The sequence below is a fragment of the Microbacterium sp. NPDC055599 genome, assembly GCF_053618975.1.
Genome location: NZ_JBSHIM010000016.1, coordinates 48,225 through 73,048, shown reverse-complemented (window position 1 = coordinate 73,048; position 24,824 = coordinate 48,225). Strand labels below are relative to the sequence as shown.

28 protein-coding genes are annotated in these 24,824 nt (G+C 71.2%); 7 read left to right on the top strand and 21 right to left on the bottom strand.

Annotation, left to right across the window (positions count from 1 at the left end):
* Nucleotide 1: 1 nt before the first annotated feature.
* The 5 genes from ACWGQ1_RS15360 to ACWGQ1_RS15340 all read right to left on the bottom strand — a co-directional run bounded on the left by ACWGQ1_RS15360 (nucleotide 2) and on the right by ACWGQ1_RS15340 (nucleotide 3,955).
* The gene (locus ACWGQ1_RS15360) at nucleotides 2-892 is read right to left on the bottom strand and encodes a carbohydrate ABC transporter permease (RefSeq protein ID WP_205812841.1); all 891 of its coding nucleotides are present in this window, start codon (nucleotides 890-892) and stop codon (nucleotides 2-4) included.
* A complete protein-coding gene (locus ACWGQ1_RS15355) occupies nucleotides 885-1,847 on the bottom strand; it encodes a carbohydrate ABC transporter permease (protein WP_136031392.1) in 963 nt (320 codons plus the stop codon). Before ACWGQ1_RS15355 ends, ACWGQ1_RS15360 begins: the two co-directional genes overlap by 8 nt.
* A 4-nt stretch (nucleotides 1,848-1,851) precedes the next feature.
* The gene (locus ACWGQ1_RS15350; RefSeq protein WP_136045955.1) at nucleotides 1,852-3,114 is read right to left on the bottom strand and encodes an ABC transporter substrate-binding protein; all 1,263 of its coding nucleotides are present in this window, start codon (nucleotides 3,112-3,114) and stop codon (nucleotides 1,852-1,854) included.
* A gap of 110 nt (nucleotides 3,115-3,224) precedes the next feature.
* Complete coding sequence (locus ACWGQ1_RS15345; RefSeq protein ID WP_136031388.1) at nucleotides 3,225-3,584, bottom strand: fluoride efflux transporter FluC; 360 nt, start codon at nucleotides 3,582-3,584, stop codon at nucleotides 3,225-3,227.
* A complete protein-coding gene (locus ACWGQ1_RS15340) occupies nucleotides 3,581-3,955 on the bottom strand; it encodes a CrcB family protein (RefSeq protein WP_240744567.1) in 375 nt (124 codons plus the stop codon). Before ACWGQ1_RS15340 ends, ACWGQ1_RS15345 begins: the two co-directional genes overlap by 4 nt.
* An 86-nt stretch (nucleotides 3,956-4,041) precedes the next feature.
* Between ACWGQ1_RS15340 and ACWGQ1_RS15335 the strand changes: the two genes are divergently transcribed.
* Both ACWGQ1_RS15335 and ACWGQ1_RS15330 read left to right on the top strand, forming a co-directional pair.
* A complete protein-coding gene (locus ACWGQ1_RS15335; RefSeq protein ID WP_452313252.1) occupies nucleotides 4,042-5,568 on the top strand; it encodes an FAD-dependent oxidoreductase in 1,527 nt (508 codons plus the stop codon).
* A gap of 121 nt (nucleotides 5,569-5,689) precedes the next feature.
* The gene (locus ACWGQ1_RS15330; RefSeq protein WP_452313251.1) at nucleotides 5,690-7,156 is read left to right on the top strand and encodes an MFS transporter; all 1,467 of its coding nucleotides are present in this window, start codon (nucleotides 5,690-5,692) and stop codon (nucleotides 7,154-7,156) included.
* Nucleotides 7,157-7,283: 127 nt separating this feature from the next.
* Here ACWGQ1_RS15330 and ACWGQ1_RS15325 read toward each other — a convergent pair whose 3' ends face one another.
* Nucleotides 7,284-8,084 carry a nitroreductase family protein gene (locus ACWGQ1_RS15325; protein ID WP_452313250.1) on the bottom strand — a complete coding sequence of 267 codons (801 nt, stop codon included), beginning with the start codon at nucleotides 8,082-8,084 and terminating at the stop codon, nucleotides 7,284-7,286.
* Between the two features lie 4 nt (nucleotides 8,085-8,088).
* Nucleotides 8,089-8,460, bottom strand: a complete 372-nt coding sequence (locus ACWGQ1_RS15320; RefSeq protein WP_378822413.1) for a hypothetical protein — start codon at nucleotides 8,458-8,460, stop codon at nucleotides 8,089-8,091.
* A gap of 229 nt (nucleotides 8,461-8,689) precedes the next feature.
* Between ACWGQ1_RS15320 and ACWGQ1_RS15315 the strand changes: the two genes are divergently transcribed.
* Complete coding sequence (locus tag ACWGQ1_RS15315) at nucleotides 8,690-9,451, top strand: dienelactone hydrolase family protein (protein WP_452313249.1); 762 nt, start codon at nucleotides 8,690-8,692, stop codon at nucleotides 9,449-9,451.
* 56 nt (nucleotides 9,452-9,507) lie between these two features.
* Here ACWGQ1_RS15315 and ACWGQ1_RS15310 read toward each other — a convergent pair whose 3' ends face one another.
* A complete protein-coding gene (locus ACWGQ1_RS15310; protein WP_452313248.1) occupies nucleotides 9,508-10,293 on the bottom strand; it encodes a TipAS antibiotic-recognition domain-containing protein in 786 nt (261 codons plus the stop codon).
* 150 nt (nucleotides 10,294-10,443) lie between these two features.
* Between ACWGQ1_RS15310 and ACWGQ1_RS15305 the strand changes: the two genes are divergently transcribed.
* Together ACWGQ1_RS15305 and ACWGQ1_RS15300 are read left to right on the top strand one after the other, a co-directional pair.
* The gene (locus ACWGQ1_RS15305; protein WP_136029189.1) at nucleotides 10,444-11,286 is read left to right on the top strand and encodes a DUF4097 family beta strand repeat-containing protein; all 843 of its coding nucleotides are present in this window, start codon (nucleotides 10,444-10,446) and stop codon (nucleotides 11,284-11,286) included.
* Nucleotides 11,283-11,909: a PadR family transcriptional regulator gene (locus ACWGQ1_RS15300; protein WP_136029187.1), complete on the top strand. Its 627-nt coding sequence runs from the start codon at nucleotides 11,283-11,285 to the stop codon at nucleotides 11,907-11,909. Before ACWGQ1_RS15305 ends, ACWGQ1_RS15300 begins: the two co-directional genes overlap by 4 nt.
* Before the next feature lie 205 nt (nucleotides 11,910-12,114).
* Here the strand turns inward: ACWGQ1_RS15300 and ACWGQ1_RS15295 are convergent, their stop codons facing one another.
* A complete protein-coding gene (locus tag ACWGQ1_RS15295) occupies nucleotides 12,115-12,657 on the bottom strand; it encodes a universal stress protein (protein ID WP_136029185.1) in 543 nt (180 codons plus the stop codon).
* A gap of 149 nt (nucleotides 12,658-12,806) precedes the next feature.
* On the opposite strand from ACWGQ1_RS15295, the gene ACWGQ1_RS15290 reads away from it, so the two are divergent.
* Nucleotides 12,807-12,998, top strand: a complete 192-nt coding sequence (locus ACWGQ1_RS15290; RefSeq protein ID WP_452313247.1) for a DUF3073 family protein — start codon at nucleotides 12,807-12,809, stop codon at nucleotides 12,996-12,998.
* A 55-nt stretch (nucleotides 12,999-13,053) separates the two neighbouring features.
* Here ACWGQ1_RS15290 and ACWGQ1_RS15285 read toward each other — a convergent pair whose 3' ends face one another.
* From ACWGQ1_RS15285 to ACWGQ1_RS15240, 10 genes are all read right to left on the bottom strand, one after another.
* The gene (locus ACWGQ1_RS15285; protein WP_247982698.1) at nucleotides 13,054-13,353 is read right to left on the bottom strand and encodes a hypothetical protein; all 300 of its coding nucleotides are present in this window, start codon (nucleotides 13,351-13,353) and stop codon (nucleotides 13,054-13,056) included.
* Between the two features lie 84 nt (nucleotides 13,354-13,437).
* Nucleotides 13,438-14,751, bottom strand: a complete 1,314-nt coding sequence (locus tag ACWGQ1_RS15280) for an MFS transporter (protein ID WP_452313246.1) — start codon at nucleotides 14,749-14,751, stop codon at nucleotides 13,438-13,440.
* Nucleotides 14,748-16,220 (bottom strand): amidophosphoribosyltransferase, encoded by a 1,473-nt coding sequence (purF, locus tag ACWGQ1_RS15275; protein WP_136029176.1) that lies wholly within the window; start codon nucleotides 16,218-16,220, stop codon nucleotides 14,748-14,750. Before purF ends, ACWGQ1_RS15280 begins: the two co-directional genes overlap by 4 nt.
* A 6-nt stretch (nucleotides 16,221-16,226) precedes the next feature.
* Nucleotides 16,227-17,342, bottom strand: a complete 1,116-nt coding sequence (purM, locus tag ACWGQ1_RS15270; protein ID WP_206251896.1) for a phosphoribosylformylglycinamidine cyclo-ligase — start codon at nucleotides 17,340-17,342, stop codon at nucleotides 16,227-16,229.
* Between the two features lie 24 nt (nucleotides 17,343-17,366).
* Nucleotides 17,367-17,831, bottom strand: coding sequence for a BLUF domain-containing protein (locus ACWGQ1_RS15265; protein ID WP_452313245.1), 465 nt, complete (start codon nucleotides 17,829-17,831; stop codon nucleotides 17,367-17,369).
* On the bottom strand, nucleotides 17,828-18,097 hold the full coding sequence (locus tag ACWGQ1_RS15260) for a hypothetical protein (RefSeq protein WP_136036060.1): 270 nt from the start codon (nucleotides 18,095-18,097) through the stop codon (nucleotides 17,828-17,830). Before ACWGQ1_RS15260 ends, ACWGQ1_RS15265 begins: the two co-directional genes overlap by 4 nt.
* 1 nt (nucleotide 18,098) lies before the next feature.
* Entirely contained in the window at nucleotides 18,099-18,440 is a 342-nt protein-coding gene (locus ACWGQ1_RS15255; protein WP_136029170.1) for a hypothetical protein, read from the bottom strand.
* 125 nt (nucleotides 18,441-18,565) lie between these two features.
* A complete protein-coding gene (locus ACWGQ1_RS15250) occupies nucleotides 18,566-19,129 on the bottom strand; it encodes a DUF3618 domain-containing protein (RefSeq protein WP_136029167.1) in 564 nt (187 codons plus the stop codon).
* Entirely contained in the window at nucleotides 19,126-19,548 is a 423-nt protein-coding gene (locus ACWGQ1_RS15245) for a phage holin family protein (RefSeq protein WP_136029164.1), read from the bottom strand. Before ACWGQ1_RS15245 ends, ACWGQ1_RS15250 begins: the two co-directional genes overlap by 4 nt.
* Nucleotides 19,545-20,450, bottom strand: coding sequence for a hypothetical protein (locus ACWGQ1_RS15240; protein WP_452313244.1), 906 nt, complete (start codon nucleotides 20,448-20,450; stop codon nucleotides 19,545-19,547). Before ACWGQ1_RS15240 ends, ACWGQ1_RS15245 begins: the two co-directional genes overlap by 4 nt.
* Nucleotides 20,451-20,602: 152 nt before the next feature.
* On the opposite strand from ACWGQ1_RS15240, the gene ACWGQ1_RS15235 reads away from it, so the two are divergent.
* Nucleotides 20,603-21,208 carry a zinc-binding alcohol dehydrogenase gene (locus ACWGQ1_RS15235; RefSeq protein ID WP_136045920.1) on the top strand — a complete coding sequence of 202 codons (606 nt, stop codon included), beginning with the start codon at nucleotides 20,603-20,605 and terminating at the stop codon, nucleotides 21,206-21,208.
* Between the two features lie 2 nt (nucleotides 21,209-21,210).
* Here the strand turns inward: ACWGQ1_RS15235 and ACWGQ1_RS15230 are convergent, their stop codons facing one another.
* Together ACWGQ1_RS15230 and ACWGQ1_RS15225 are read right to left on the bottom strand one after the other, a co-directional pair.
* A complete protein-coding gene (locus ACWGQ1_RS15230) occupies nucleotides 21,211-21,528 on the bottom strand; it encodes a potassium transporter Trk (RefSeq protein ID WP_136036057.1) in 318 nt (105 codons plus the stop codon).
* Nucleotides 21,529-21,625: 97 nt separating this feature from the next.
* Nucleotides 21,626-24,745 carry an HtaA domain-containing protein gene (locus tag ACWGQ1_RS15225; RefSeq protein WP_452313243.1) on the bottom strand — a complete coding sequence of 1,040 codons (3,120 nt, stop codon included), beginning with the start codon at nucleotides 24,743-24,745 and terminating at the stop codon, nucleotides 21,626-21,628.
* Nucleotides 24,746-24,824 lie beyond the last annotated feature (79 nt).

Genomic DNA, 24,824 nt, shown 5'->3' with positions numbered 1-24,824 from the left:
CTCAGCCCTTCGTCCCGCTGAACGCGATGCCCTGGATGAACTGCCGCTGCAGGATCATGAAGGTCACCAGCATGGGCAGCGTCGCGAGCAGGGCGCCCGCCATCAGCACCGGGTAGTCGGTGCCGTGGATGCCGACGAGCTGGGAGAGCCCCACCGACAGCGGCATCTTCGCGGGGTCGGTGGTCACGATCAGCGGCCACAGCAGATCGTTCCAGGACCACAGCACGGTGAACACCACAAGTGCGATGATGCCAGGCTTCGCGAGCGGAACCATGATCCGCCAGAAGGTCTGCCACGGATTCGCGCCGTCGATGCGCGCCGCCTCCTCCAGCTCGGCGGGCATCGACAGGAAGAACTGCCGCATCAGGAAGGTGCCGAAGGCGCTGAAGATGCCGGGCACGATGAGCGCCTGGAGCGTGTTGAGCCAGCCGAGCGACTGGATGATCTCGTACTGCGGCAGCAGGTAGAGCTGCGACGGCACCATCAGCACCGACAGGAACACGACGAACAGCGCGTTGCGGCCGGGGAACGGGATGCGCGCGAAGGCGTAGCCGGCCATGGTGCACAGCGCGACCTGCCCCACGGTGCGGCCGACCGTCAGCAGCACCGAGTTGAGGAACATCTGGCCGAACGGCATCGAGTCGAACACCTCGGCGAAGTTCGTGAAGACCCACTCGCGCGGCAGGAACGAGGGCGGCACCTGCACCGAGTCGGACAGCGTCTTGAACGACGTCAGCAGCTGCCAGACGAACGGGAACACCATGAGCACGGCGCCGAGGATCAGCACCACGTGCACGATCCACAGCCCGCGGTTGCGGGGGCGTCCGGCGCCGCGCGAGCGCGTGGACGGGGCGCCGACCACGGCCCGGGTGTCGAGGGAGACGTCACTCATAGTGCACCCACTTCTTCTGGAGCCGGAACTGCACGATGGTCAGCACGAGGATGATGAGCAGCAGCAGGAACGCGACGGCGGCCGCGTAGCCGCGGTCGTTGTCGAGGAATCCCGCTTCGTAGAACAGGTAGACGACCGTGCGGGTGTTCGGCATCGCGGGGTTGCTGCGGCCGAGCATCATGTAGACGAGGTCGAACACCTGGAGCGCGCCGATCACGCTGATCACGCTCACGAAGAAGATCGACGGCGACAGCAGCGGGATGGTGATCGAGAAGAACTTCCGCACGGGTCCGGCGCCGTCGAGGTCGGCCGCCTCCATGATCGTGTCGGGGATGCCCTGCAGCCCGGCGAGGAAGATGACGATGTTGGTTCCGAGTCCGGCCCAGATGCCGACCACGGCGATCGCGACGAGCGCGGTGTTCGGGTCGGTCAGCCAGCTGCGTCCCTCGATGCCCACCGCGGCGAGCGCGGCGTTGAGCACGCCGTAGTCGCCGTTGTAGATCATGCGCCACACCAGCGCGATGGCGGCGGGCATGGTCACGACGGGGATGAAGTAGAGCGTGCGGTAGGCGCTGCGCCCCTTCAGGCCGGTGGTGTTGAGCAGGGCGGCGATGCCGACGGCGATCGGGATGCCGATCAGGGCGATCACGGTGTAGACGGCGGTGTTGCGCAGCGCGCCGAGCAGCTCGGGGTCCTGGAGGAGTCGCGCGTAGTTGTCGAAGCCGATCCACTCGGAGCCGCCGAACGGGCCCGACTTGGTGAACGAGATGATGAGCGTGCGCACGGTCGGCCACAGGTAGAACACGGCCAGGCCGAGGGCGGTGGGGCCGAGGAACACCAGGGCCCACCAGGGCGAGGCGCCGGGGGTGCGGCGCCGGCGGCGGACACCGGAGGGACGGGCCTCCGGCGTCCGCTCGGCCGTCGGCGCGACCGCGCGGGGCGCGATGACGGTCATGCGCTCACTCCTGCTCGGCGTCCAGCGCGGTCTGCATCTGTGCGGCGAGGTCCTTCAGGCCGTCCTTCGGGGTGACGGCACCCGACCACACCTGCGACAGCACCTCGCTCTCGATGTTGGTCCACGCCGAGGTGTTCTTCGACACGGGGTAGGGCACGGCGGTGTCGAGCGCGTCGATGTACACCTGGAGGTCGTACTGCGGGAGGGCGTCGACCCAGGCCTGCTGGGTGCCGTTGAACGCGGGGATCACGGTGCCGGTCTCGGCCTGGATCTTCGCGGCCTGCTCCCCGCTGGCGAAGGCGGCGAAGTCCTGGGCGGCGTCGAGGTGCGGGCTCTTGGCGTTGGCGACGTTGCCGACGCCGTGGATCACGCTCTGGTTGCCCTCGGGCCCAGCCGGCAGCGGGGCGACGTCGACCGTGCCGCCGATGTCGGCGTTGTCGGCGTAGGCGATGGCGGCCCAGGAGCCGTTCTGGAACATGGCGACCTTGCCGGAGAGGAAGAAGTCCTCCGGGTTGGTGTCGGTCATCTGCTGCGCGGTGGGTGAGGACCCGTCCGCGATGAGGTTCGTCCACAGCTCGATGCCCTCCAGCGCCTCGGGCGAGCCGTAGCCGCTCTCGGTCCCGTCGGCGGAGATGACCTCGCCGCCGGCCTGGGCGATCGAGTTGTAGAAGTTCTCCTGGCCGTACTGGCTGGCGGCGATGCCGTACTGGCCCGTGGCGGGGTCGGTGAGCTTCGCGGCCGCGGCGGTGAAGTCGTCCCACGTCCAGCCGGCGCTGGGATACTCCACGCCCGCGGCGTCGAACAGCGCCTTGTTGTACCAGAGGGCGACGGTGTCGAAGTCCTTCGGGGCGCCGTAGAGCTTTCCGTCGTAGGTGTACAGGTCGACGAGGCCCTGCGGGTAGTCGGAGGCGTCGACCCCGTCGAGCGGGGCGAGCTGGCCGTTGGAGGCGTAGAGCTGGAAGTTGGGGCCGTTCATCCAGAAGACGTCGGCGGCGGATCCTCCGGTGACGGCGGTCTGGAGCTTGGTGAAGTACTCCTTGTAGGGCGTGACCTGGATCTCGATCGTGACGTTCGGGTGCTCCTCGGTGTAGGCGGCGGCGATGTCCTCCATGGCCGGCTTCTGGTTCTCGTCCCAGATGGCGTAGCTGAGGGTGATGTCGCCGTCGGACGACTCCCCGGTGGCGGAGGAGGAGCAGGCCGACAGCGCGAGGACGGCGGCCGCCGAGGCGGCGAGGGCGCCGAGGGCGCGACGGGTGGTGCGGGGCATCGAGGTCTCCTTTGACGGGTGCACGAGCGGGTGGAAAGCAGTGTTAACCGTTTAGCGTTAAACGATTAGCACGAGAGTAGCGGCGGCCACCGACCCTCCGCAAGGGCGGATCAGAGAAGCGCGCCGAGGCCCAGGCCGAGCACGGCCGCGAGCAGCCCGAGCAGCAGCATGCCGACCGCGTCGAACACCGCCGCAGGCTTCGCGCCGTCGCGCCACAGGGCCACCGCGTCGAGCATGGCCGTGCTGAACGTGGTGTAGCCGCCCAGCAGCCCCGCCCCCAGCACGAACGCCTGCTCGGGCAGCGCGGACGTCACGAGGCCGAGCGCGAACGACCCGCTCAGGTTCACCGCCAGGATGCCCCACGGGAAGCGGCGCCCCGCGAGCCGTGCCACCCCGAGGTCGAGCAGGTAGCGCAGCACCGCACCGACGCCGCCCGCGAGCGCCGCCGCGAGGAACAGCAGCGGGCTCACGACGCCCCTCCCCGCCGGGGTCGTCCGAGCCGCAGGCCGAGCGCGGCGGCAGCGAGCCCGAGCACCAGGCTCCCGGCGGCGTACGCGACCGCGAGCAGCGGGGCCGTGTCCCACAGCGCGACCGTCCCGGTCATGAAGGCGCTGTAGGTCGTGAAGCCGCCCAGCACCCCGGTGCCGAGCAGCAGCCGCAGGTCGGCCGAGGCGGGGAGCCGTGCCGCCACCACCCCGATCAGCAGCGCCCCGAGGAGGTTGGCGAGCAGCACCGCGAGCGGGAATCCCCCGGGGTCGGGCAGCGCGAGGCCGAGAGCCAGCCGCGCCGCCGTGCCGACCGTGCCGCCCAGGGCGACGAGCAGCACGCGGCGGAGGTTCACGTTGGCCACTGTACTGCCGCATGACAGCGCGACCGTCCGTTGTCAAGCCGCTGGGAGCCCGGCCGCCGCCGTCGTTCACTGGTCGCATGATGCCTCTCTGGAAGGTCGACCAGGCCGCGCCCCTCGGCACCCCCTTCGACCCGGGTGCACGGCACGACGTGATCATCGTCGGCGCGGGACTCACCGGGCTCTCCACCGCGGTCATGCTCACGCGCGCCGGTCTCGATGTCGCGGTGCTCGAGTCGGGCGCGATCGCCGAACTGGCGTCCGGCGGGAACACCGGCAAGCTGTCGCTGCTGCAGGGGAAGCAGCTCGCCACGATCCGGCAGCACCACAGCGCCTCGCTCGTGCAGGCCTACGTCGACGCGAACCGCGCCGGCATGGACTGGCTCACGGGCTTCGCCGACAGCGCCGGGGTGTCGTACACGCAGCGCACCGACCACACCTACGCGCAGAGCGCCGAGGGCATGGAGTCGGTGCGCGACCAGCACGCCGCAGCCCGCGAGGCCGGACTTCCGACGCGGCTGCTCACACCGCACGAGCTGTCCACGCCGTTCCCGGTCGCGGGCGCGGTCGCTCTCGACCACCAGGTCACGATCGACCCGGTCGCCGTGGCCGACGCCCTGACGAAGGAGTTCGTGGCGAACGGCGGCACCCTCCACACGGGCGTCCGGGTCACCGGGGCGCATGCCCTCCCCGACCCGCGGGTCGAGACCGCCGCCGGGCCGATGTTCGCGGAGCACATCGTCCTCGCCACCGGAACCCCGATCCTGGACCGGGGTCTGTACTTCTCCAAGGTCGCCGGGATGCGCTCCTACTGCGTGTCGTTCCGGGTCTCCGGGGGCGTTCCGGAGGGCACGTTCATCTCGGCGGACAGTCCCACGCGGTCGATCCGGCCGGTGTCGCACGCCGACGGCCCCGGGGGCACGGCGCAGCTCGTCGTGGGCGGCAACGGCCACCCGGTGGGGCGCTCGGACGGCGAGACCGCGGCCATCGACGACCTCGTGTCGTGGACGCGGCTGCACTTCCCCGACGCGGAGGAGACGCATCGCTGGTCGGCGCAGGACTACCAGTCGCACAACCTCATCCCGTTCGTGGGGGCGCTGCCCCGCGGACTCGGCCGCATCCGGTTCGCGACGGGGTACGCCAAGTGGGGGCTGTCGAACGCCCCGGCCGCGGCGCTGCGGCTCACCGAGGAGGTCATCGGCACGAAGCGCAGCGAGCGTCCGTCGTGGATGATCCGCATCGGCACGCGGCTGACCGTTCCCGCCGATCTGGCGCGGGGCGCGGTCGAGGGTGCCAAGGTGGCCGCGGCGGCGACCAAGGGCTGGGTGGATGCGGAGGCCACGCCCGTGCCGGTGCCGCAGCCGGCGGAGGGCGAGGGCGTCGTGGCGAACCGGGGCGGGCGACCCGTGGCGATCTCGACGGTCGACGGCGTCACCCGTGCAGTGAGCGCCGTGTGCACGCACCTCGGCGGGGTGCTCGACTGGAACGACGCGGAGTGCACGTGGGACTGCCCGCTGCACGCCTCCCGCTTCGCCGCGGACGGCACCCGCATCGAGGGTCCGGCGCTGGAGGACCTGCGGTCGTTCCCGCGCACGACCGAGCCCTGAGCGTCAGCGGGTAGAACCTCACGAGGTCTCTCCCGCGGTGCTACCCGGCCCCGTCCAGGGTGCGGCATTCGCGGCCCGGGGTGGTATCGTCTCGCCTCGTAAGGTGCAGCGGCTTCCAGCCGTGTCGGGACTTCCGGCCAGCACGGCGCTCCACCCCGGAGCGTCTGAACCTCTCATCAGAGAGCTGTTTGCTGTGCGTGAAAACACTTACCCTTCCCCTCTCGCTCGTTGGCTGATCTTCGCCGTCGTGCTCGTTGCAGACGTCATCGACCTTCTGAGCTCAACCGTCACGAACATCGCCACGCCTTCGATCCTGGAAGCGTTCGGCGCTCCGGACTGGCTGGCTCCCTGGCTGGGCGCGTCCTATGCGCTCGCCCTCGGCTCCATGCTGGTTCTCGGCGCCCGTCTGGGCGACCGGCACGGAGCTCGTCGGGTGTTCCTGATCGGCCTGTGCGGCTTCGGGGCGGCATCCGCCCTGTGCGCGTTCGCCCCCACCGCCGGCACGCTCGTGTTGTTCCGCGTCATCCAAGGCGCGTTCGGTGCACTGATGATCCCGCAGGGCTTCACGCTCCTGCTGCGCTCCTTCCCGCGAGACAAACTCGGTCCCGTCTTCGGACTGTTCGGCCCGCTCATGGCTGTCAGCTCGATCAGTGGTCCCGTCCTCGCCGGACTCGTCATCTCAGCCGACCCCCTCGGCCTTGGCTGGCGTGCCGTGTTCGTCGTGAACGTTCTCGTCGCGGCCGCCCTGCTCGTGCTTGCCATCCGCACGTTGCCCCGAATCGAGGCCGATGCGGCGGTCACGCTCGATCCTCTGGCGGTGATCCTCCTCAGCGTCGGGCTGCTCGGCGTCCTCGGCGCGCTGACCCTGCTCCAGGCGCCGCTCACGCCGTGGTGGCCTGTTCTCCTGGGCGCGCTCGGGATCGCCGCACTGGCCGCGTTCGTGGCCCAACAGCGTCGAGCACGGCACCCGCTGCTCGCGCCGTCACTCTTCCGCAAGCGATCCTTCACCGCGGGGGTCGTCGTGGGCGTCGGGTTCTTCGCCGTCACCGCGGGAGTGCTGTTCGCCACGACGCTCTATCTGCAAATCGGACTCGGCCTGGCCGTGCTTCCCGCAGCAGCTATCGTCGCGGCCGCGTCAGTCGGGATCATCGCCGCGTCCTTCTCCACGCGTGCGCTCATCCCCATGCTCGGTCGACGTCTCCTGCTCATCGGCCTGGTGCTGCTCCTGGTCGGAGTCAGCGGCTACCTCGCGGTCATCGCCCTCGCCAGCGGCTCGCCGTGGCTGGTGGCGGTCCCGCTGTTCATCTGCGGTCTGGGGATGGGATGCGGGTTCGGAACCGTGTTCGCCGTCGCACTGGGCGACGTCGACGACTCCGAAACCGGGAGTGCCAGCGGAGCGCTGAACGCCGCGCAGCAGATCGCGACCGCGATCGGTGCTGCCGTCATCTCGATCAGCTACCTCGGCGCAGCCGGGGGCACCTCACCACAAGCCGGGCTCTTGGTCTGCTTGTTCATCGTGCTCGCCTGCACCGCGCTTTCGCTGCTCACCCTCCCCCTGCTGCCACGCCGTGCAGCTGACACCCACTGAAAGCACCAGCTGGCCGGCCGCGGCGAACAGCGCGGCCGGCCAGCGTCCCGAAACCATCACGCACCGAGACAGGCCCGAAAGCTCTCCCCGACTTTCGCCGCCACCCGATCCGGCCCGCGCGACCCCGTCAGCGCAGCGGCTCGTCCCACCCCTGCTGCGGGGTGTCGCAGCTCTCGCGGAACACGTACTGCGACGCGAGCTTGCGCTGGCTGCTCGACCAGTCGATCGCCGGGCGCCGCTGCTCGGGCGGCAGGTACCCCAGCCGGTACAAGGCCATGAGCTCCAGGTCGTCGGGCACGCGCAGCAGTGACACGATCTCGTCCCAGCGCCCCGGCACCTCCATCGGGAAGGAGATGAACTGGATGCCCATCCCGAGCTCGACCGTGGTGAGCCACACGTTCTCCATCGCGGCCCCCATGCTGAACACGGAGTAGAACGACGACAGCTGTCCCGGCCGGTATTCGCTGCGGTCGAGCATCACCCCGAGAAGCAGCGGCGACCCTGCCACGAGCTTGCGGTTCTCCGAGCCCAGCGTCTTCGGCACCCCGAACGTGTTCATGAGCGTCTGGCCCCGCTTCGTGAACACCTGCGAGGTGAACGGCCGCAGCGGAGCGGGGAGCTTGTCGAACAGCATCCCGCTGCGCTTCTGCTCCATCTCCTCCTCGCTGAACCGGAAGTACGGCTTGTAGCGCTCGAAGAAGGTGCCGTTCGACATCGCCTCGGTCATGCTCTCGCCCGAGATGCGCGCGATCTGCTCGATGGTGTCGCGGTTCTCGATCACCACGAAGCGCCACGGCTGGCTGTTCAGCTGCGACGGCGCCCGCCCTGCCGCCTCCAGCAGGATGCGCTGGTGCTCCTCCGACACGGGGTCGGGCAGGAACGGGCCGTTGGTGGTCTTGCGGCGGCGGATGGCGTCGAGGAGTTCCATGCGTTCACTTCCGGTCGGCGGAGCGGGAGAGCAGCAGTCCCGCGAGGACGAAGGGCGCGGCGGCCAGCGCCACGAGCGGGTGGCGGCGCGTGTGCGTGCCGAGGTACGGGATCGCGGCGAGCGGCGCGGCCGCGGGGAGCAGGGCGAGGGCGGCGCGGCGGCTGGGGCGACGCGGCTCGCCCCACAGCCCGGCGCTGGCGGCGAGCGCCGCGGTCGCGCAGGTGGCGATGTAGAGCGCGTGGTGCAGCCACCGGAAGTCGCGGGTGTCGACCAGGCGGAGGGCGACCGAGGCGCCGAGGGCGCAGTTCGCCGTGTAGGCGGCGGCCGCGGCGACGAACAGCGGCGCGGCGTTCGAGCGCCGACGTCGGTGGACCATGACCCGACCCTACGCCCGGGCGTCGCCGCGGAGCGCCCCCTTGCGCGCCGCCGTCCGGATTCGGTACGGCGTCCGCCCTCGACCGCGCGGTAGCCTGGGAGCCCGTGCCCGAGGCGAGGAGGTGGTGTCCGTGTTCACAACGACGTCGGTGCTCCTCCGAGGAGTCGCGGTCGGGCGATAGGTCGCCCGGGAGTGCCGCAGTTCTGCCGCATTCCCGAAAGGTACGACCATGACCATGCACTTCACCTCGGCGCCGCGTCTCAGCGACGGCGTCATCGAACGCGAGTTCGTCGTCAGGGGCGTCCCCGGCGTGCTCTGGACCCCCGTCTCCGCCTCTCCCGACACCCCCGTTCCGCTCGTCCTGCTGGGTCAGCCCGGCGGCTTCGGCCTGCAGCGAATGCGCTCCCGTCTCACCGGCCGGGCGCGGGCGTGTGCCGCGCAGGGGTTCGCCGCCGTCGCGATCGAGCTTCCCGGTGCGGGCGAGCGCACACCGCTCGCCGGTGCCGCCGAGGCCCGCGCAGACCTGGTCCGCGCACTCGACGAAGCGCGCGCGCCAGGCGACGAGCTGATCGATCGGCTGATCCTGCCGCTCGTCGACGCGGCGGTGCCCGAGTGGCAGCGGACCATGGACGCGGTGCTCGCGCTGCCGGAAATCGGCGAGCGCGTCGGGATCTCGGGCGGGGTGATCGCGGTCGCGACGCGCCTGGCCGCTGTCGACCCGCGGATCGTCGCCGCGGGCCTGTTCGCCGGGAGCTACGTGCCGCGCGCGACCTTCGCCGAGGCCCGACGGATCACGATCCCGGTGCACGTGCTGCTGCAGTGGGACGACGAGGGCAACGACCGCGCGATGGCCCTCGAGCTGTTCGACGCGTTCGCCTCCTCGGAGAAGACGCTGCAGGCCAACCTGGGCGGCCACACCGGGGTGCCGGCCTTCGCTGCGGACGACGCCGCTCGCTTCTTCGCCCGTCACCTCGGCGCGGCGTCCGGCTGAGCTTGCGCCTGTCGCCCCGCTCCCGGTGACAGGAGCGGGGCGACAGGCCGGACCCGCTAGAGGTTGCCGTCTGCGTAGATGCGGAGGGCGTCGCGCACGAACTCGGCGCCGCGGGTGCCGCCGTCCGAGGTGGCGTAGTTCACGCCGAAGCGCGGGTCGGCGACGTACATCTCGCCGAGCCCGGTCACGTACGCCTTCACGTCGCCGCCGGGCGCCGCGGCGGGTGTGCCGGGGATGCCCGTGAGCCACTCGACGTGACGTCGCGCGAGCTCCTGCGCCTCGGGGGACGCGGGGTCGGCACCGCTCTCGGCCGTGGCGACCCAGTCGCGTCCGAGGTCGGACACGCGCTGCTGCCAGTCGGCGCGCTCGGCGTCGGTCATCCCGCGCCACCAGCGGTCGCTGTCGGCGTAGGCCTGACGACCCCAGCGCTCCTCGACCTCCTCCTTGTACTGGGTGTGGTCGAAGCCGTCGAACATGTTCTCTGCCATGAGGTTCTCACCTCCTCTCAATGCCGTGATGGTGGATTCGACCGACGCGATCTGCCGCGCCAGCCGGTTCTGCTCCGCGCGCAGCAGCGCGAGGTGGGTCTCGAGGGCTGCGGCCTCGGTCGGTGCGGCGTCAGCGCGCAGCACGTCGGCGATCTGCGGCAGTCCGAGTCCGAGCTCGCGCAGCAGCAGGATGCGCTGCAGCCGCACGAGCGCCTCGCCGTCGTAGTGCCGGTAGCCGTTCGCGGCGATGCGCGAGGGCGGGAGCAGGCCGATGTCGTCGTAGTGACGCAGCGTCCTGCTCGTGGTGCCCGCGAGCCGTGCGATCTCCTGGATCGACCAGTCCGCCTTCGTCATGTCTCCTCCTCTCGGTGTGATGTCTCCACGGTAGAAGTTGACGCAACGTCAATGTCAAGCGGTCGTGGCGGTCACCCTTGACACATCGAGATATATCGTGTTCACTGAGGGACACACGATATATCGTGATTCCGACTCAAGGAGAAGCACATGACCGAGAAGTGGCTCATCGCCCCCGGCGAGGAACGCGTCATCGACATCGAGTCGGCCACCCGGCTCAAGATCGGCCTGGTCGGCGGACAGGTCGACGTCATCGCCCACGACGAACCGGGCATCCGCATCGAGGTGCACGGCGTCACCACGAAGGACCTCCGCATCGAGTCCCACGACGGCGAGGTCGAGATCGACCACCCGCAGCTCGGCTGGGACAACTTCCTCGAGGTGTTCCGCAACTTCGGCTCGGGCGGCCCGCGCGCCGAGGTCAGCGTCGCCGTCCCCCGGTCGATCGCCCTCACCCTCGGCGTCGTCAGCGCCGGCGCCCTCGTCTCCGGCATCCGCAACGACGCCCGCCTCAACACCGTCTCGGGCGACATCATCGTCGACACACTCATCGGCGACCTCAGCGTCAACTCCGTCTCCGGCGACGTGCAGGTGCGCGGCCTCACCGGCTCCATCAACGCCAACAGCGTCTCGGGCGACGTCGCGGTGACCGGCACCGTGCGCAAGGCGGTCGTCGACATCGTCTCCGGCTCCACGACGATCGACGCCGCGGGCGACGTGAACACCATCACCGTCAACTCGGTGTCGGGCGGCACCACCGTGCGCCTCGACGAGTCGCTCGCCGCGAACTACGTGATCCGCTCGCTCAGCGGCCGCCTCCTGATCGACGGCGTCGAGCGCAGCTCGTCCGGTCCGAGCAACTACACCGGCACCACGGGCGAGCTCGCCGGGCGCTTCGTCGACCTGCGCGCCAACTCCGTCTCCGGCGGGGTCACGGTGCTGCGCCGCACTCCGGCCTCGATCGCCGACGACCCCGAATGGGAGGAAGCATGACTCCCGCGGTCTTCTCGCACGGCGACCTGCGGCTGTATCTGCTGTCGCTGCTGGCCGAGTCGCCGCAGCACGGCTACGGCATCATCCAGTCGCTCACCGATCGCACGGGCGGCACCTACACGCCCAGCGCCGGAACCATCTACCCGCGCCTCGCGAAGCTGGAGGAGGAGGGCCTCGTGACCAAGACCGTCGACGGCCGCACCACGATCTACGCGATCACCGAGGCCGGACGCGCCGAGCTCGCCTCGCGCGAGGCCGACCTCGCGGGTATCGAGGCGGGCATCACGGACTCGGTGCGCCTGATCGCCAACGAGGTGCGCCAGAGCGTGCAGGAGGCGATGAAGAGCCTGCGGGCCGACCTCGCGACCGCGGCGAAGGACGACAGGGCCGCGGCGAAGAGCCGCCCCCGGACGGAGACCGACGACGCGCGCCTCACGAGCCGCGACGAGCTCCACCGCGCGGACGCGATCATCAACGCGTTCCGGGCACGCGTCCGCACCGACCTGCGCACGCACGTGGCGAAGGGCGGGCTGCTCCCCGCGACGATCGTCACCGAGCTCGAGAACGCCCTCGACGAGGCCGCGCGCGGCGTCACCGCGGGCCTGAGCCGGTCGGGATCGTGAACGCCCCGCCGCCGGTGGACCCGCCCGCGCGTCCGACACCGGCGGCGGATCGGTCCGCTCCGCAGCTCCCGGCGCCCACGACCGCGGCAACGGCATCCCCGCCGGAGCGCCCCCTCGCACCGGCACGCGGCATCGTCATCCACACGGGCTGACGCGAGAGGGCCCCGCCGACAACGGTCGACGGGGCCCTCTCGCGTCTGTCCGACTACTCGGGCCAGATCTCCTTCTGGTCGTCGGGCACGAGCTCGCCCAGCGGCACCACGAGCACCGAGCGATGCTGGCGATGCGTGAGACGTGCCGCCACCGAGCCGGTGAAGAACTCCCGGATGGACTCGCCGAGGCCGCGCTTGCGCGTGCCGACCACGATCAACTGCGCATCGAGCTTGTTCGCGAGCTGCTTGATCGCCAGCGCCGGATCGCCGACGAGCTGACGGGCGGTCCAGGTGATGCCGCGGTCGCGCAGCTGGGTGGCAGCGGCAGCCTCGACCGCTTCGAACTCCGCCGCTCCCGCGTCGAAGTTGATGTCGATCGGCGCCGAGTGCACGTAGCCGTCGGGGTCCTCGTAGGTCACGAAGCGGGTGACGTCGACGTGCGCGACCACCAGCGGCGCGTTCAGCAGGCGGGCGAAGCGGACGGCCTCGTCGAGCACGCGCGGATCCTGATCCACCTGGATGCCGACGATCACCGCCTTCTGCAGCGCTGCGTTCTGCGTGGCCTCATCGGAGGGGTTCGAGGTGCTGTCGGTCATGAAGATCGCTCCCTTCGGCGGCCCGGCATCGGCCAGGGCGTGTTCCCCGCATGCTATTCTGAATGCTACTCTTACCGGCCGCGAGCCGGTGTCGTGAATGACTCGGGCGCCCGTCTGCCCGCAGCTTAACTCGTGAGGGGGTCTCAGGCATGGGCCGTGGCCGTCAGAAGGCGAAACACACAAAGATCGCCCGCGAACTCAAGGCGTACAGTCCGTCGGTGAACTACTCGGCGCTGGAGCGCGAGCTCGGGCATTCGAGCGACTCCGACGAAGACACCTACGTCGACAAGTGGGCCGATGAGTACGCGGACGAAGACGAAGACGAACTAGAGAAGGCCTAGCCTCCCGGTTCGAAACACCCGCACCTCGTGCGGGTGTTTCGTCGTGTCCGGGCGGTTACGGATGCAGAAGCGCGGTGAGGGTGCCGGTGAGCACGAGCACCGCCAGCAGCACCACCCAGCCGAGCAGGACCACGAGGTTGAGCGCGATGCCCCACGCCGCGATCGCATGTCCGCGCGGCTCGCGCTGCCGACCGAGGAGCCCGGCGATCACCCCGACCAGCGGCGGGAACAGGGCGAAGCCGCACACGAGGGAGACGACCGCGATGACGACGCTGGAGATGCTGAGGAAGCGCTCACCGGGTTCGTCCGGCTGCGGGGTCGCCGCACCGGTCCTGACTCGGGATGGTGATGTCATGTCCATCGGGCACACCGCTTTCCGGCGGTGCAGACCGCCACGCAAAGAGAGGTAACACGTTAGATTACCGCCTCGCGGCCCTCGTCACCAGCGGCCGTGCCGGCGCTCCCACTCGTCTTCGATCGTGCGGCGGCGACCGGCGACGATACCCGCGGGGATCGACACCACGAGCACCGCGGCGACGACCAGCAGCGGCACCTGCCACCCGCCGGTCGTCTCGTGCAGCAGCCCCACCAGCAGCGGGAAGACAGCCGCGATCGCATAGCCGATGCTCTGCACGAACCCGCTCAGCGCGACGGCACTCTCCGGCGTGCGGGCACGGATGCTCAGCAGCACCAGACTCAGCGGGAACATGATGGCCGTGAGGCCGAAGATCGCCACCCACAGCGGCAGCGCCACGGTCGGCAGGAGCAGCAGCCCGAGCAGCCCCACCAGTCCCGCCGCGACCGCCACCAGGAACAGCGGCCGCGTCGCCTGGAACCGCACCACGAGCACGGGCACCAGCATCGAGCAGGGCAGCCCGACCAGAGCGAACAGCGACAGCAGGAAGCCCGCGGTCGCCGGGCTGACGCCACCCAGGTCGACCAGGATCGTCGGCAGCCACGCGAACGCCACGTACGCCATGGTCGACGAGGTGCCGAACACGAGCGCGAGGGCCCACGCCAGCGGCAGCCGCCAGAGCCGCCCGAACACGCGCGGGCTCGCCGACTGGGTCGTGATCGGTCCGGTCGAGGCGGCGACCGCGTCACGCACATCGTCCACGCCGTCGGTCGGGTCGGGCGCCAGGAGCTCGGTGGGCATCGGACGATCGCGCTCCCCGCGCGTGCGCACCAGCAGCGTGACCCAGGGCACCAGCGCCAGCGCCGCCACCACGCCCCACATGCCGAGGGAGATGCGCCAGCCGAGCGAGTCGGCCACGGGCACCGCGACCAGCGGCGGCAGGAACGTGGAGACCGCGAGCGTGGTCGAGTACGCGGTCATCATGACGCCGAGACGGTCGGCGAAGTACTTCTTCACCAGCGGCGGCAGCAGCACGTTGCCCGAACCGACCCCCGCGAACACCACGGCCGTCGCCGCGAGCAGGCTCCACGAGTCCGGGGCCAGACCACGCAGCAGCATCCCGGCCGCCATCAGCACGATCGCCACGACCGCCATCCGCTCCAGGCCGAACCGACGCTCGAACAGCGGCGTCAGCAGGCCGAACAGCGCGAAGCACACCGGCGGCGCCGCGCCGATCAGCCCCACGATCACGGACGAGACCGGGAAGTCCTCCGCGACGTGGTCGAGCACGGGAGACAGCGAGGCGACCGCCGATCGCAGCGAGAACGCGACCAGCACGATCCCGACCAGCGCGAGAGCCCGACCCTTCCAGAGCGGTCGCGCGCTCGGCGCCGTCATGAGGTCTGCGACCCCTCCACCCAGGCGAGGTATTCGTCGGTGACGGTGCCGGTGACGTACCGGCCGTCGAAGCAGCTCATGTCGAGATCCTCCAGCACGGAGCCCTCGGTGATCGCGGCCTTCAGGTCGTCGACCTCCTGGTACACCAGGTGGTCGCAGCCCAGCTCCTCCGCGATCTCGGGGATCGTGCGGCCGTGCGCGATCAGCTCGTGCCGCGACGGCATGTTGATGCCGTACACGTGCGGGTGCCGCACGGGCGGGGCCGCCGAGGCGAAGGTCACCGAGGAGGCGCCGGCGTCGCGGGCCATCTGGATGATCTCCTTCGACGTGGTGCCGCGCACGATCGAGTCGTCGATCAGCAGCACGTTCTTGCCCTGGAACTCGGCCGACATCGCGTTGAGCTTCTGGCGCACGCTCTTCTTGCGCACCGCCTGCCCCGGCATGATGAACGTGCGGCCCACATAGCGGTTCTTGTAGAAGCCCTCGCGGTACTCGATGCCGAGCTTGCGGGCCACCTCCATCGCGGCCGGGCGCGAGGAGTCGGGGATGGGCATGACCACGTCGATCTTGTCCATCGGCACGTGCTTGGCGATCGTGTCGGCCAGCTTGTCGCCCATGCGCAGGCGCGACTCGTAGACCGAGATGCCGTTCATGATCGAGTCGGGGCGGGCGAGGTACACGTACTCGAACGCGCACGGCGCGAGGTGCGTCTCCGTGGCGCACTGCCGCGTGAACAGCTCGCCGTCGTTCGTGATGAACACGGCCTCACCGGGCTCGACCTCGCGCACGACCTCGTAGTCGGCGTTCTCCAGCACCAGCGACTCGCTCGCGACGACCCACTCGTCGCGTCCCTCCGCGCCGGGCACGGTCGACGGACGGCGGCCCAGGATCAGCGGCCGGATGCCGAACGGGTCGCGGAACGCCAGCAGACCGTAGCCCGCGATCACCGCGATCACCGCATACGCGCCCTCGATGCGCTCGTGGGTGCGGGCGACCGCCTCGAAGATGCGCTCCGGGTCGAGGTCGACCGTCGACGTGGTGGCCTGCAGCTCGCCCGCGAGCACATTGAGCAGCAGCTCGGTGTCGCTCGACGAGTTCAGGTGACGGCGGTCGCGCTTCGCCATCTCGGCCGTGAGCTCACGGGTGTTCGTGAGGTTGCCGTTGTGGATGAGGATGATGCCGTACGGCGCGTTCACGTAGAACGGCTGCATCTCCTCCTCGCTCGACGCGGTGCCCTTGGTGGCGTAGCGCACGTGGCCGAGGCCGACGTTGCCGAGCAGCGCGCGCATGTCGCGGGTGCGGAACGCCTCGCGCACCATGCCCTGCGCCTTCGCGTTGTGCATCACGCCGTTGGCCTCCGCCGTGGCGATGCCCGTCGCGTCCTGCCCGCGATGCTGCAGCAGCAGGAGCGCGTCGTAGATGTCCTGATTGACCGGGGCTGTCCCCACCATTCCGACGATGCCGCACATGGGGTGTTACTTCGCTCCGTCCGCGTAGGCGCCCACCAGGCGCACCGCTCCACCGTCGACGCCCTTGGCGCCCTGCTCGAACTCGCCGGTCGGCCGCGGGCCGTAGCCGACGGTGCCGACCTGCCACGCGGGCATGCCCTCGGCGTCCAGCGCCGCGATCGCCGCGTCTTTCTTGTCGCCGGCGACCACCGCGAGGAAGCCGACGCCCAGGTTCCAGGTGCCCTCGGCCGACTCCAGCGTCGACCCGGCGATGTCGCTCAGCACGCGGAACACCGGGCTGGGCGACCACGTGCCGCGGTCGACCTCGGCCCAGCTGCCCTGCGGGAGCACGCGCGCGAGGTTCGCCGCGATGCCGCCGCCGGTCACGTGACTCAGGGCGTGCACGCCGCCGCCGAGCTGCTCGATCAGGCGCAGCAGCGGCAGCGTGTACAGGCGGGTGGGCTCCAGCAGGGCCTCGCCCCACGTGGTGCCGAAGTCGGCGGCGGTGTCGGCGTACGAGATGCCGGCGCCCGTGATGATGTGACGCACGAGCGAGTAGCCGTTGGAGTGCAGGCCGCTGGAGGCGACCGCGATCACCGCATCGCCGTCCTGCACGCGCTCGGCGCCGAGGATCGCATCCGCCTCGACCACGCCGGTCGCGGCTCCCGCCACGTCGTAGTCGCGCGGCCCGAGCAGTCCGGGGTGCTCGGCCGTCTCGCCACCGACCAGCGCGGTGCCGGTGGCCGCGCACGCCCCGGCGATGCCGCGGACGATGTCGGCGATGCGCTCGGGCACGACCTTGCCGCACGCGATGTAGTCGGTCATGAAGAGGGGCTTCGCACCCACCACGACGATGTCATCGACGACCATGCCGACCAGGTCCTGCCCGATCGTGTCGTGCTTGTCGATGGCCTGCGCGATCGCGACCTTGGTGCCGACGCCGTCGGTGCTGGTCGCCAGCAGCGGACGCCGGAAGTCGCGCAGCGCGCTCGCGTCGAAGAGGCCGGCGAAACCGCCGACGCCGCCGAGCACTTCGGGTCCGTGCGTCGCGCGCACGGACGACTTCATCAGCTCGACCGCGAGATCGCCGGCAGCAGTATCGACACCGGCTTCGGAATAGGGGTTGGTGGGGGAGGCAGCCACTCGAACAGCCTACCGCCCGCAGCCCTACCGGATCTCCAGAGCCTCGGCCCGCTGCGCGGCCTGCCGCACGCGGAACCACATCGTGAGCTCCATGAGCGCCCGGCCGATCATGTCGTGGTCGCCGACGCGCAGATCGTCGAACGAGTCGCGGTACCCCTCGGCCAGGCGCGGCTCGGCGGCCACCATCGGCTGATACCCCATCGTCCAGTCCGCGAACCGGCGCTCGTGCAGCGGTTCGCGCAGGAGCACCCGCACGTCGTGGTGACGCGGATCCTCGGAGATGCGGGTCATGAGCGCCTCGACCACGCCCTCCTCGCCCTCGAGGATCTGCACGAACTCGCCCTCGCGGTACAGCAGGAGACCGGTGATCTCCCGCGCCTGGTTCGCCGCGCGGCTCGAGGCGAGCAGGGCCTGCAGCTCGTCGTCGTCGAACGCGCGGGTGGCGGTGCTGCAGTAGACGAGCGAGAGCAGCGCGTGGTCGATCGTCATCCGAGGTGTCCCCCTGCAGCGGTGTCGTCCGTCATGGCCTCGGTCACCGCGGCGATGGCCGTGTGATGGTCGGTGAAGTCGCCGATGATCTGTGAGGCGGAGTCGAAGGCGCGCCACAGGCCCCCGGGCTGGCGGTCGACGTAGCCGAGGAAGGTTCCGGCGTGGCTGCCCACGTAGAACCCGTCCGCGACCGACGCCCACAGCGCCTTCGACGGTGTGTGCGCGGCGCCCTCCTCGGGCACGTCGAGCGTCTGCGGATGCGACACGTCAGACTCCGCGGTCCAGGTCGAGGTCGATCGCCGGCAGTCCGTCGTCGTCGACATCCCCGTCCTCGGCCGTCGGCTTCGGGTAGAAACGGTGCTCGCGCAGGGCTGCCGCGTCCGCGGAGAAGTCCGGGTCGTCGCCGTTCGACGACTGCGGACCGACCAGGAGGTCGTTCCCGACGCCGACGATCAGGTCGGCGCTGTCCTTCTCCCCGTCCACGTGGATCGGGATCTGCACGGCCGCGGACTCGCCCTCGCTGGCGAGGGAGGCGGCCAGGGTGACCAGGGCGTCCGCCACGTCGTCCGTCGTGACGACCTGCTGCCCGGCGTAGGAGACGAGTTTCATGATCATGACCCTGTCATGACGGAGCCGGTCGGAGAACGGGCTTGCGCCCGGAGCCCCCGACCGGCTACAGAGCCCGGGGGTCCGGTGCCGTGCCGCGGCATCGGACCCCGGGGAGCGCTCGCCGATCAGCTTCCGGTGACGGTGTCGCGGGCGTCCTGCGCACTGCCCTTGACCTCGTCCACCGCGTGGGTCGCGTCATCGCGGATGTGCTCGGCGGCACCGGCGGCCTCGTCCTTCACGGCCGCGAACGCCTCCTGCGCCGGCTCCTTGAGATCCTCGCCCACGGTCTTCGCGACCTCGGTGACCTCGTCGACCAGCGGCTGGGCCTTCTCCTTCAGCTCGCCCGCCAGCTCCTTCTCCTTCGTGGAGGACGGGATGACGGCGGCGACGACGAGCCCGGCGGCGAAGGCCATGAGCCCCACCGCGAGCGGGTTGCCCTGCGCCTTCGCCACGGCGTGCCGGCCGGCATCCGCCACCGAGGACGACGCGTCGCCCACGTGACTGCCCGCGTCGTCGGCCACGCCCATGACGCGGTCGACCACGGAGCGCGCGGCACCCTTCATCTTCTGCGTCTGCCGGTGCACGACCTTCGAGGGGGTGACCTTATCGGCGAGCGCGTCGACGTCCCGGCCGAACTCCGCCCTGGTCCGCTCGATGTCCGCGCGGATCGCGTCGGGTGAATCGCTCATTTGTTCTCCTCATTCCTCTTCACGGCATCGGGGATCCGCTTGAGGCTGTCCACCGTGCGCGGCGCCCCCTCGATGCTCTTCAACTGCGTGCGTCCCGCCAGGAACAGGACCAGGGCGACCAGCGCCCAGATGACCGCGACGATCACGGCCGACCAGCCGAGACCGGTCACGTAGTAGCCGAGACCCCACCACAGCGCGACGGAGAGGAAGAAGACGGCCATCATCGCGCCGTAGCCCGCCCCGCCGAGCATGCCCGCTCCGCGGCCGGCCCGCGTCGCGGACTGCTTGAGTTCCGCCTTCGCGAGTTCCAGCTCCTGTCGCATCAGCGTGGACAGGTCGCTCGTGACCTCGCTGAGCAGGTCGCCCAGCGAGGTGGTCTCCGCCTTCTGCTCCGAAGGCGTCGGGGTGGCGTCGGTCATGGTCGCTCCTCGTCACCCGGTGCGCGGTTGGCCGCGTCCGTCCTGTCGTAGAGCGGGGTGTCGCCGCGGTCCTCGTCACGGGTCACGCCCCACGGCGCGGTACCCGCGTCGATGCCGCTCATCCCATCGGGGGCACCCGGCACGGTGCCGTCGGTCGGCAGCGGCGGCTGGCCGAGCGTGGTGCTGCCGCCCGTGTCCGAGGCTCCGGCCGCACCGACACCGGCACCCACGCCCGCGCTCGTCGTGGAACCGGGAACCGCCGCCGGCGTCGTCGCCGCCGGGTCGAGGTTCGGAGTGGCCCCCGCTCCCGAGAGCCCGGAGGCGGTCGCCCCCGGTACCGCGGTGGTGGAGGCCGCGCCCGCGGTCGGCGTCGACGTGCCGGAACCCGACTCCGCCGCCCCCTCGGACAGCGCCCGGGTCAGGCGTCCCACGACGAGTCCGGCCACGGCGGCGACCGCGATGAACGTGCCCGGCTTGGCCCGCGCGTACGACTTCACCTCGGTCAGCAGCGACCCCGGGTCACGGTCGCCGATCCAGCCGGCAATGCCCTGGATGCGGGTGGAGGCCTGACGGACCAGATCCGCCGCGACCCCGCCCTCGGCGTTCTGCGCCATCGAGCCGAGCTCTCCGCCGACCGACCGCAGCCCGTCCGCGACGCGACGCTGCTGGATCGCCGCCTGCTCCGACAGCTCGGCCGTGGTCTGGTGGTACAGGTCGCGGATCTGGTCCTTCGCCTCGTGCGCGACAGCGCCGGCCTCGGCCTTCGCGGTCTCGACGACCCCCGCCGCCTCATCCTTCGCAGTACCGGCGACCCCGGCCGCCTCGTGCGCGGCGGTCTTCACGGTCCCCGGCGACTCGTCCGTGCCGCCGCCGGCGACACCCTGTGCATTGCTCTGCGACATCGTTCTTCCTCTCGACTCCGCGCCGACGGCCGCCGACGTGCAGGCAGGTCTACTCCCCCCTCCGGGTATCACGGCGAGGGTTGACGCGGCTCGTCCAGGGGTTTACCTTGCGAGGACGCCGAGCCCGGTGCACCGCCCCCTACGATGGGCGCATGGCCGACAAGCCGCAGTGGCTCATCCGCGAGGACGCGAGCGTCCCCGTGCTGGTCGCGCTCGCCCTGCGGCAGCTGCTGGGCATCCGCGCGCCGGAGGACCTGCCCACCCTCCGGGAGCTCCCCGTGCGAGCGCCGGATGCCGTGGACGCCTCGCCCGCCATCGAGGCGCAGTGGCGCGACTACTGGGACATGACGGTCGAGCCGCGGGCGCATCACTCCGGGGTGCCGCTCGAGCTCATCGACGGGTTCGAGACGCTCGTCGCGCTGCCCGCGACCGGGGCCGACGAGCTCGCCGCGGCGATCCGGCCGCACGCCGCGACCGCCCTGCGCTTCGCCCACGCGGCGCACGACCGCTACGTCGGCGCCATGACCAGCCACACCGGCGGCGACGCCTACCGCGCCTATGCGAGCGCGATCGCGGAGTTCGAGCGGGAGATCGGCCGGCGCGCCCACTCGTTCGAGCTGAACGTGCAGGTGCTGCCGCTGTCACAGCGGGGCATCTGGTGGATCGGGGCACTGTCGGTCGCGGTGACCGACGGCCTGCGGCGTGACGTGGTGGCGTTCGACGCGGCCATCCGGCCCGTGATCGCCGAGCTGGCCTGAGCTCAGTCCTCGCCGTCGACGACGGTCTCGCGGTCGACCTTCACGACGCGGTCGTGGCGACGCGCGACCCGCTCCAGCACGAGCCCGGCGACCCCGCCGAGCGCGAGACCGATCGGCACGGTCCACAGCAGCAGGAACCCGAACACCTGACCGGGGGGATACACCACATCGAGCGCCTGCGACTCGTCGTAGCTGCCCATCATCGTGAGGACGCCCGCGACGACGACCCCGAGCACGACCCCGATGCCCATGAGCACGCCGTACCGCGGCACACGGCGCACGGTCGCTTCGACGGTCTGGTGGGAATCCTGGGGGGCCATTTCTCCATTGTCCCACCGTCCGGGCGGGTCGGGCACCCGGCCCCCTGCGCACCCGCCCTCCCCCGGTCGTCCGGGAGAGGGCGGGTGCGTCCGCGGCTCAGACCTCGGTGGTCTCCGGCGCGGCCTGTGCCGTGCGGCTGCGGCGGGCGATCAGCACGCCTCCCCCGGCGGCGAGCGCCACGACGACGAGGCCGCCGACGATCCACGGCCAGACCGGTGCACCCTCCGTGTCGGCCGGCTCCGTCACCGCGGTGACCGCCGCGCTCGCCTCCGCGTCCGCCTCCGGCTCCTCCGCCACGGCCGTGCCGCACGCGGTGTCGACGGGGATCACGGCGGTCACCGGGTCGAGCTGCTCCCCCGCCTGATACGTGCCGAAGGCCGCGGCCCCCGCCTCGGTGAGCGTCGTGGCCACCGCGTCCAGCCGGAGCGCGCCGTCGACGACCGCGGCGTCCGCGAGCGGGAACTCCGCGAGTCGCACGCCCTGCTGGTCGACGCTCTCCCCGGCCTGCGTGGTGCCGGTCACGTCGAACACGAGGTAGCCGGTGTCGCCCGCGAACTCGACCCTGGCGTTCCCGAGCGTGGTGTTCAGCGCACCGTCGTGGCCCGTGAACGCGATGCTGCCGCCGTAGGTGACGAGCCCGGTGAGCGCGGTGCCGTCGAGCGAGCCCGCACCGTTCTCCCACACGAAGTCGGGGTAACGGTAGGCCACGTCGGTCAGGGTCCAGCCACCCTTCGCAATGCCCTCGATGTAGGTGCGGAACGACTCCTTGTACCCCCAGTTCAGCGTCGCCCCCTCGACCGTGCACGTGCCGATCGCGGCGGTCGCGCGAGCGAGGGTGAACGCGAGACCGCGGTCGACCGACCCCTGGAACGTGAGCGTGTGCGCGCCGTCCTCGAGCGCGGCGGGCAGGGCGCCCGACCAGGTCGCGACACCCGAGGCATCGGCGGTCACGGTGTCGAGCAGCACGGGCGTGGAGTACACCACGACCTTGATGCCCTCCTCGTTGGGGCGGAACCCGGAGGCGGTGACGGTGGCCGGCTGCCCGGACGCGAGCGCGGCGAGGTTCTGCTCGTCGACATCGATGCCCTCGCTCGCCGGCGGGGTCGCGGGGAGCGTTGCCCGCTTCACGACCGCGGCGGCGGCGACGGTGCCGGTCGACCCCGAGGGTGCCGCGGCGGCCGAGCCGATCGTGAACGTGACCGGGTCGAGCGTGGTGGAGTAGCCCGAGAGCACGCGGTCACGACCGGCGGCCGTCAGCGTGGCGGGGGCGCCCGAGTAGGTCACGGCTCCGTTCGCCGTGATCCGGGCCGCGCGCGTCAGGTCGAGCGTCGCGAACGGCACCTGGGCGCCGCCGCTGGTCACGTACACCGTCGCTGCTCCCGTCGAGGTCACCCGCACCACGGGGTCGGAGACCGTGACGTCGAGCACGCCGTGGTGACCGGTGAAGCGCACGGCGCCGCGGTAGACCACGCTGCCGAGGCCGGTGCTCGCGTCGTAGTCGCCGCCGACGGTCTGCCCGAACTGGAACTGTCCGCCGGAGCGCGTCGCGCCGCCGGACACCTGGATGGCGCCCTGCGCGATGGGACCGGCGACGTAGTTCGCGAACGACGTGGAGATGGCCCAGCGCAGCGAGCCGCCCGGCACGCTCACCGGCGGCGTCGTCGGCGTCACGGGCGGCTTCGGCTCCGCCGGCTCCTCCGGCTCGTCGCCGAGCAGCGCCGTCCACTGCGCGTCGGTGATCGTGACCGCGGCGCGCGCGTGGATCGTGGCGTCGTTCGGCATCGTGTGCTGCTTCCACACGATCACCTCGTAGGTCTGGGTGCGGTCGAGGTTCTTCGCGGCGGTGTTCAGGTCGACCGTGAACGCACCGGCGTCGATGTTCCGCACGTACTGCATCGCGAGGAAGCCGCCGCCGGCCGTGACGTCGGCCTCGGTCCCCGCCTCGATGAGCGCCACGTAGGCGCCGGTGACCGCGCCGAGCTTCGCCGCGGCTGCCGTGACGGTCAGGCCGTCCTTCGCGGTGGCGGACTCCACCGACGCGGTGAGCGTGGGGGCGATGCGGTAGTCCAGGGCGACGCTGCGCTCCTGGTCGGCGTTGCGCACACCGCCTGCCGCATAGGTGTAGACGCCGTAGGAGCCGGGAGTCGCGGGCGTGTCCTTCAGGGTGAGCGTCACCTGGAACGAGCCGTCGGCGGAGATGTCGACCCACTGCGCACGGATCGCGCCCTGATACTTCGCGGGCACCTGGTCCAGCACACCCTCGGCGAGCGCCCAGGCCTGGGCACCGACGGAGCGTGTCGACGATGCGGCGCCCGTGGACGGCTGCCAGTCCGCGCCGAAGTTGCCGAACACCACGTAGGTGCCCTGCGGCAGGTGCGCGGGGATGGGCACGCCGCGCCCGCCGACGTTCGCGGTCGGGTCGTAGCCGCTGCCCTTCACGACGATCCGGTCACCGGCGCTGAGCGCGACACCGGTCGCAGGGGTCACGCCGTCGGCGAGGAACACCGCGATCGCCGCGGACGGCTCACCCTCTCCGGGATCGGTGCCCGGGTCGGTACCCGGATCCGTCTCGCCCGGATCCGTCTCGCCCGGGTCGGTCTCGCCGGGGTCGGTCTCGCCGGGGTCGGTGCCCGGGTCGGTCTCACCGGGGTCCGTCTCTCCCGGGTCGGTCTCACCGGGATCGGTGCCCGGGTCGGTCTCCCCCGGATCGGTGCCCGGGTCGGTCTCCCCGGGATCGGTCGGCGTGGTGCCGAACAGCGCGTCCCACTGTGCCGCCGAGATCGCCGCGTCGCCGCGGCCGTAGATGGTCGTCTCGTTCGGGTTGGAGTGCTGCTGCCACACGAGCACCTCGTACGCCTTCGTGCGGTCGAGCGATCCCACGGCGGCGGTGAGGGCGAAGCTGCTTGCGCCGCCCTCCACGCGCGGGAACGGCAGCGCGAACGCGGCGTAGCCGCCGGACCCGATCAGACCGCTCTCGGTGCCCTTCACGATGAGCGCGGCGTAGGCGCCGGTCACGTCGGGCAGACCGCTCGCCTGCACCTGCACGGTGAGACCGGCGGTGTCTGCGGAGGTGACGGTGGGGGTCACGGTTCCGCCGGCGGCGTGCGCGGGTGGGACGATCACCGCCCCGGCGGCGATGAGGAGGACGGAGATCAGGGCGGCGAGCAGGGCGCGCAGGCGCGGGCTCCCGGGGGATGCTATGGCTGTGTCGTTCACGATTCTCCACGGCCGCCGGGCGCGCTCGGGAGCGCTCCGACGAGGCCGCACGGGCAGTCGGGCGAGGATGGAATATTGG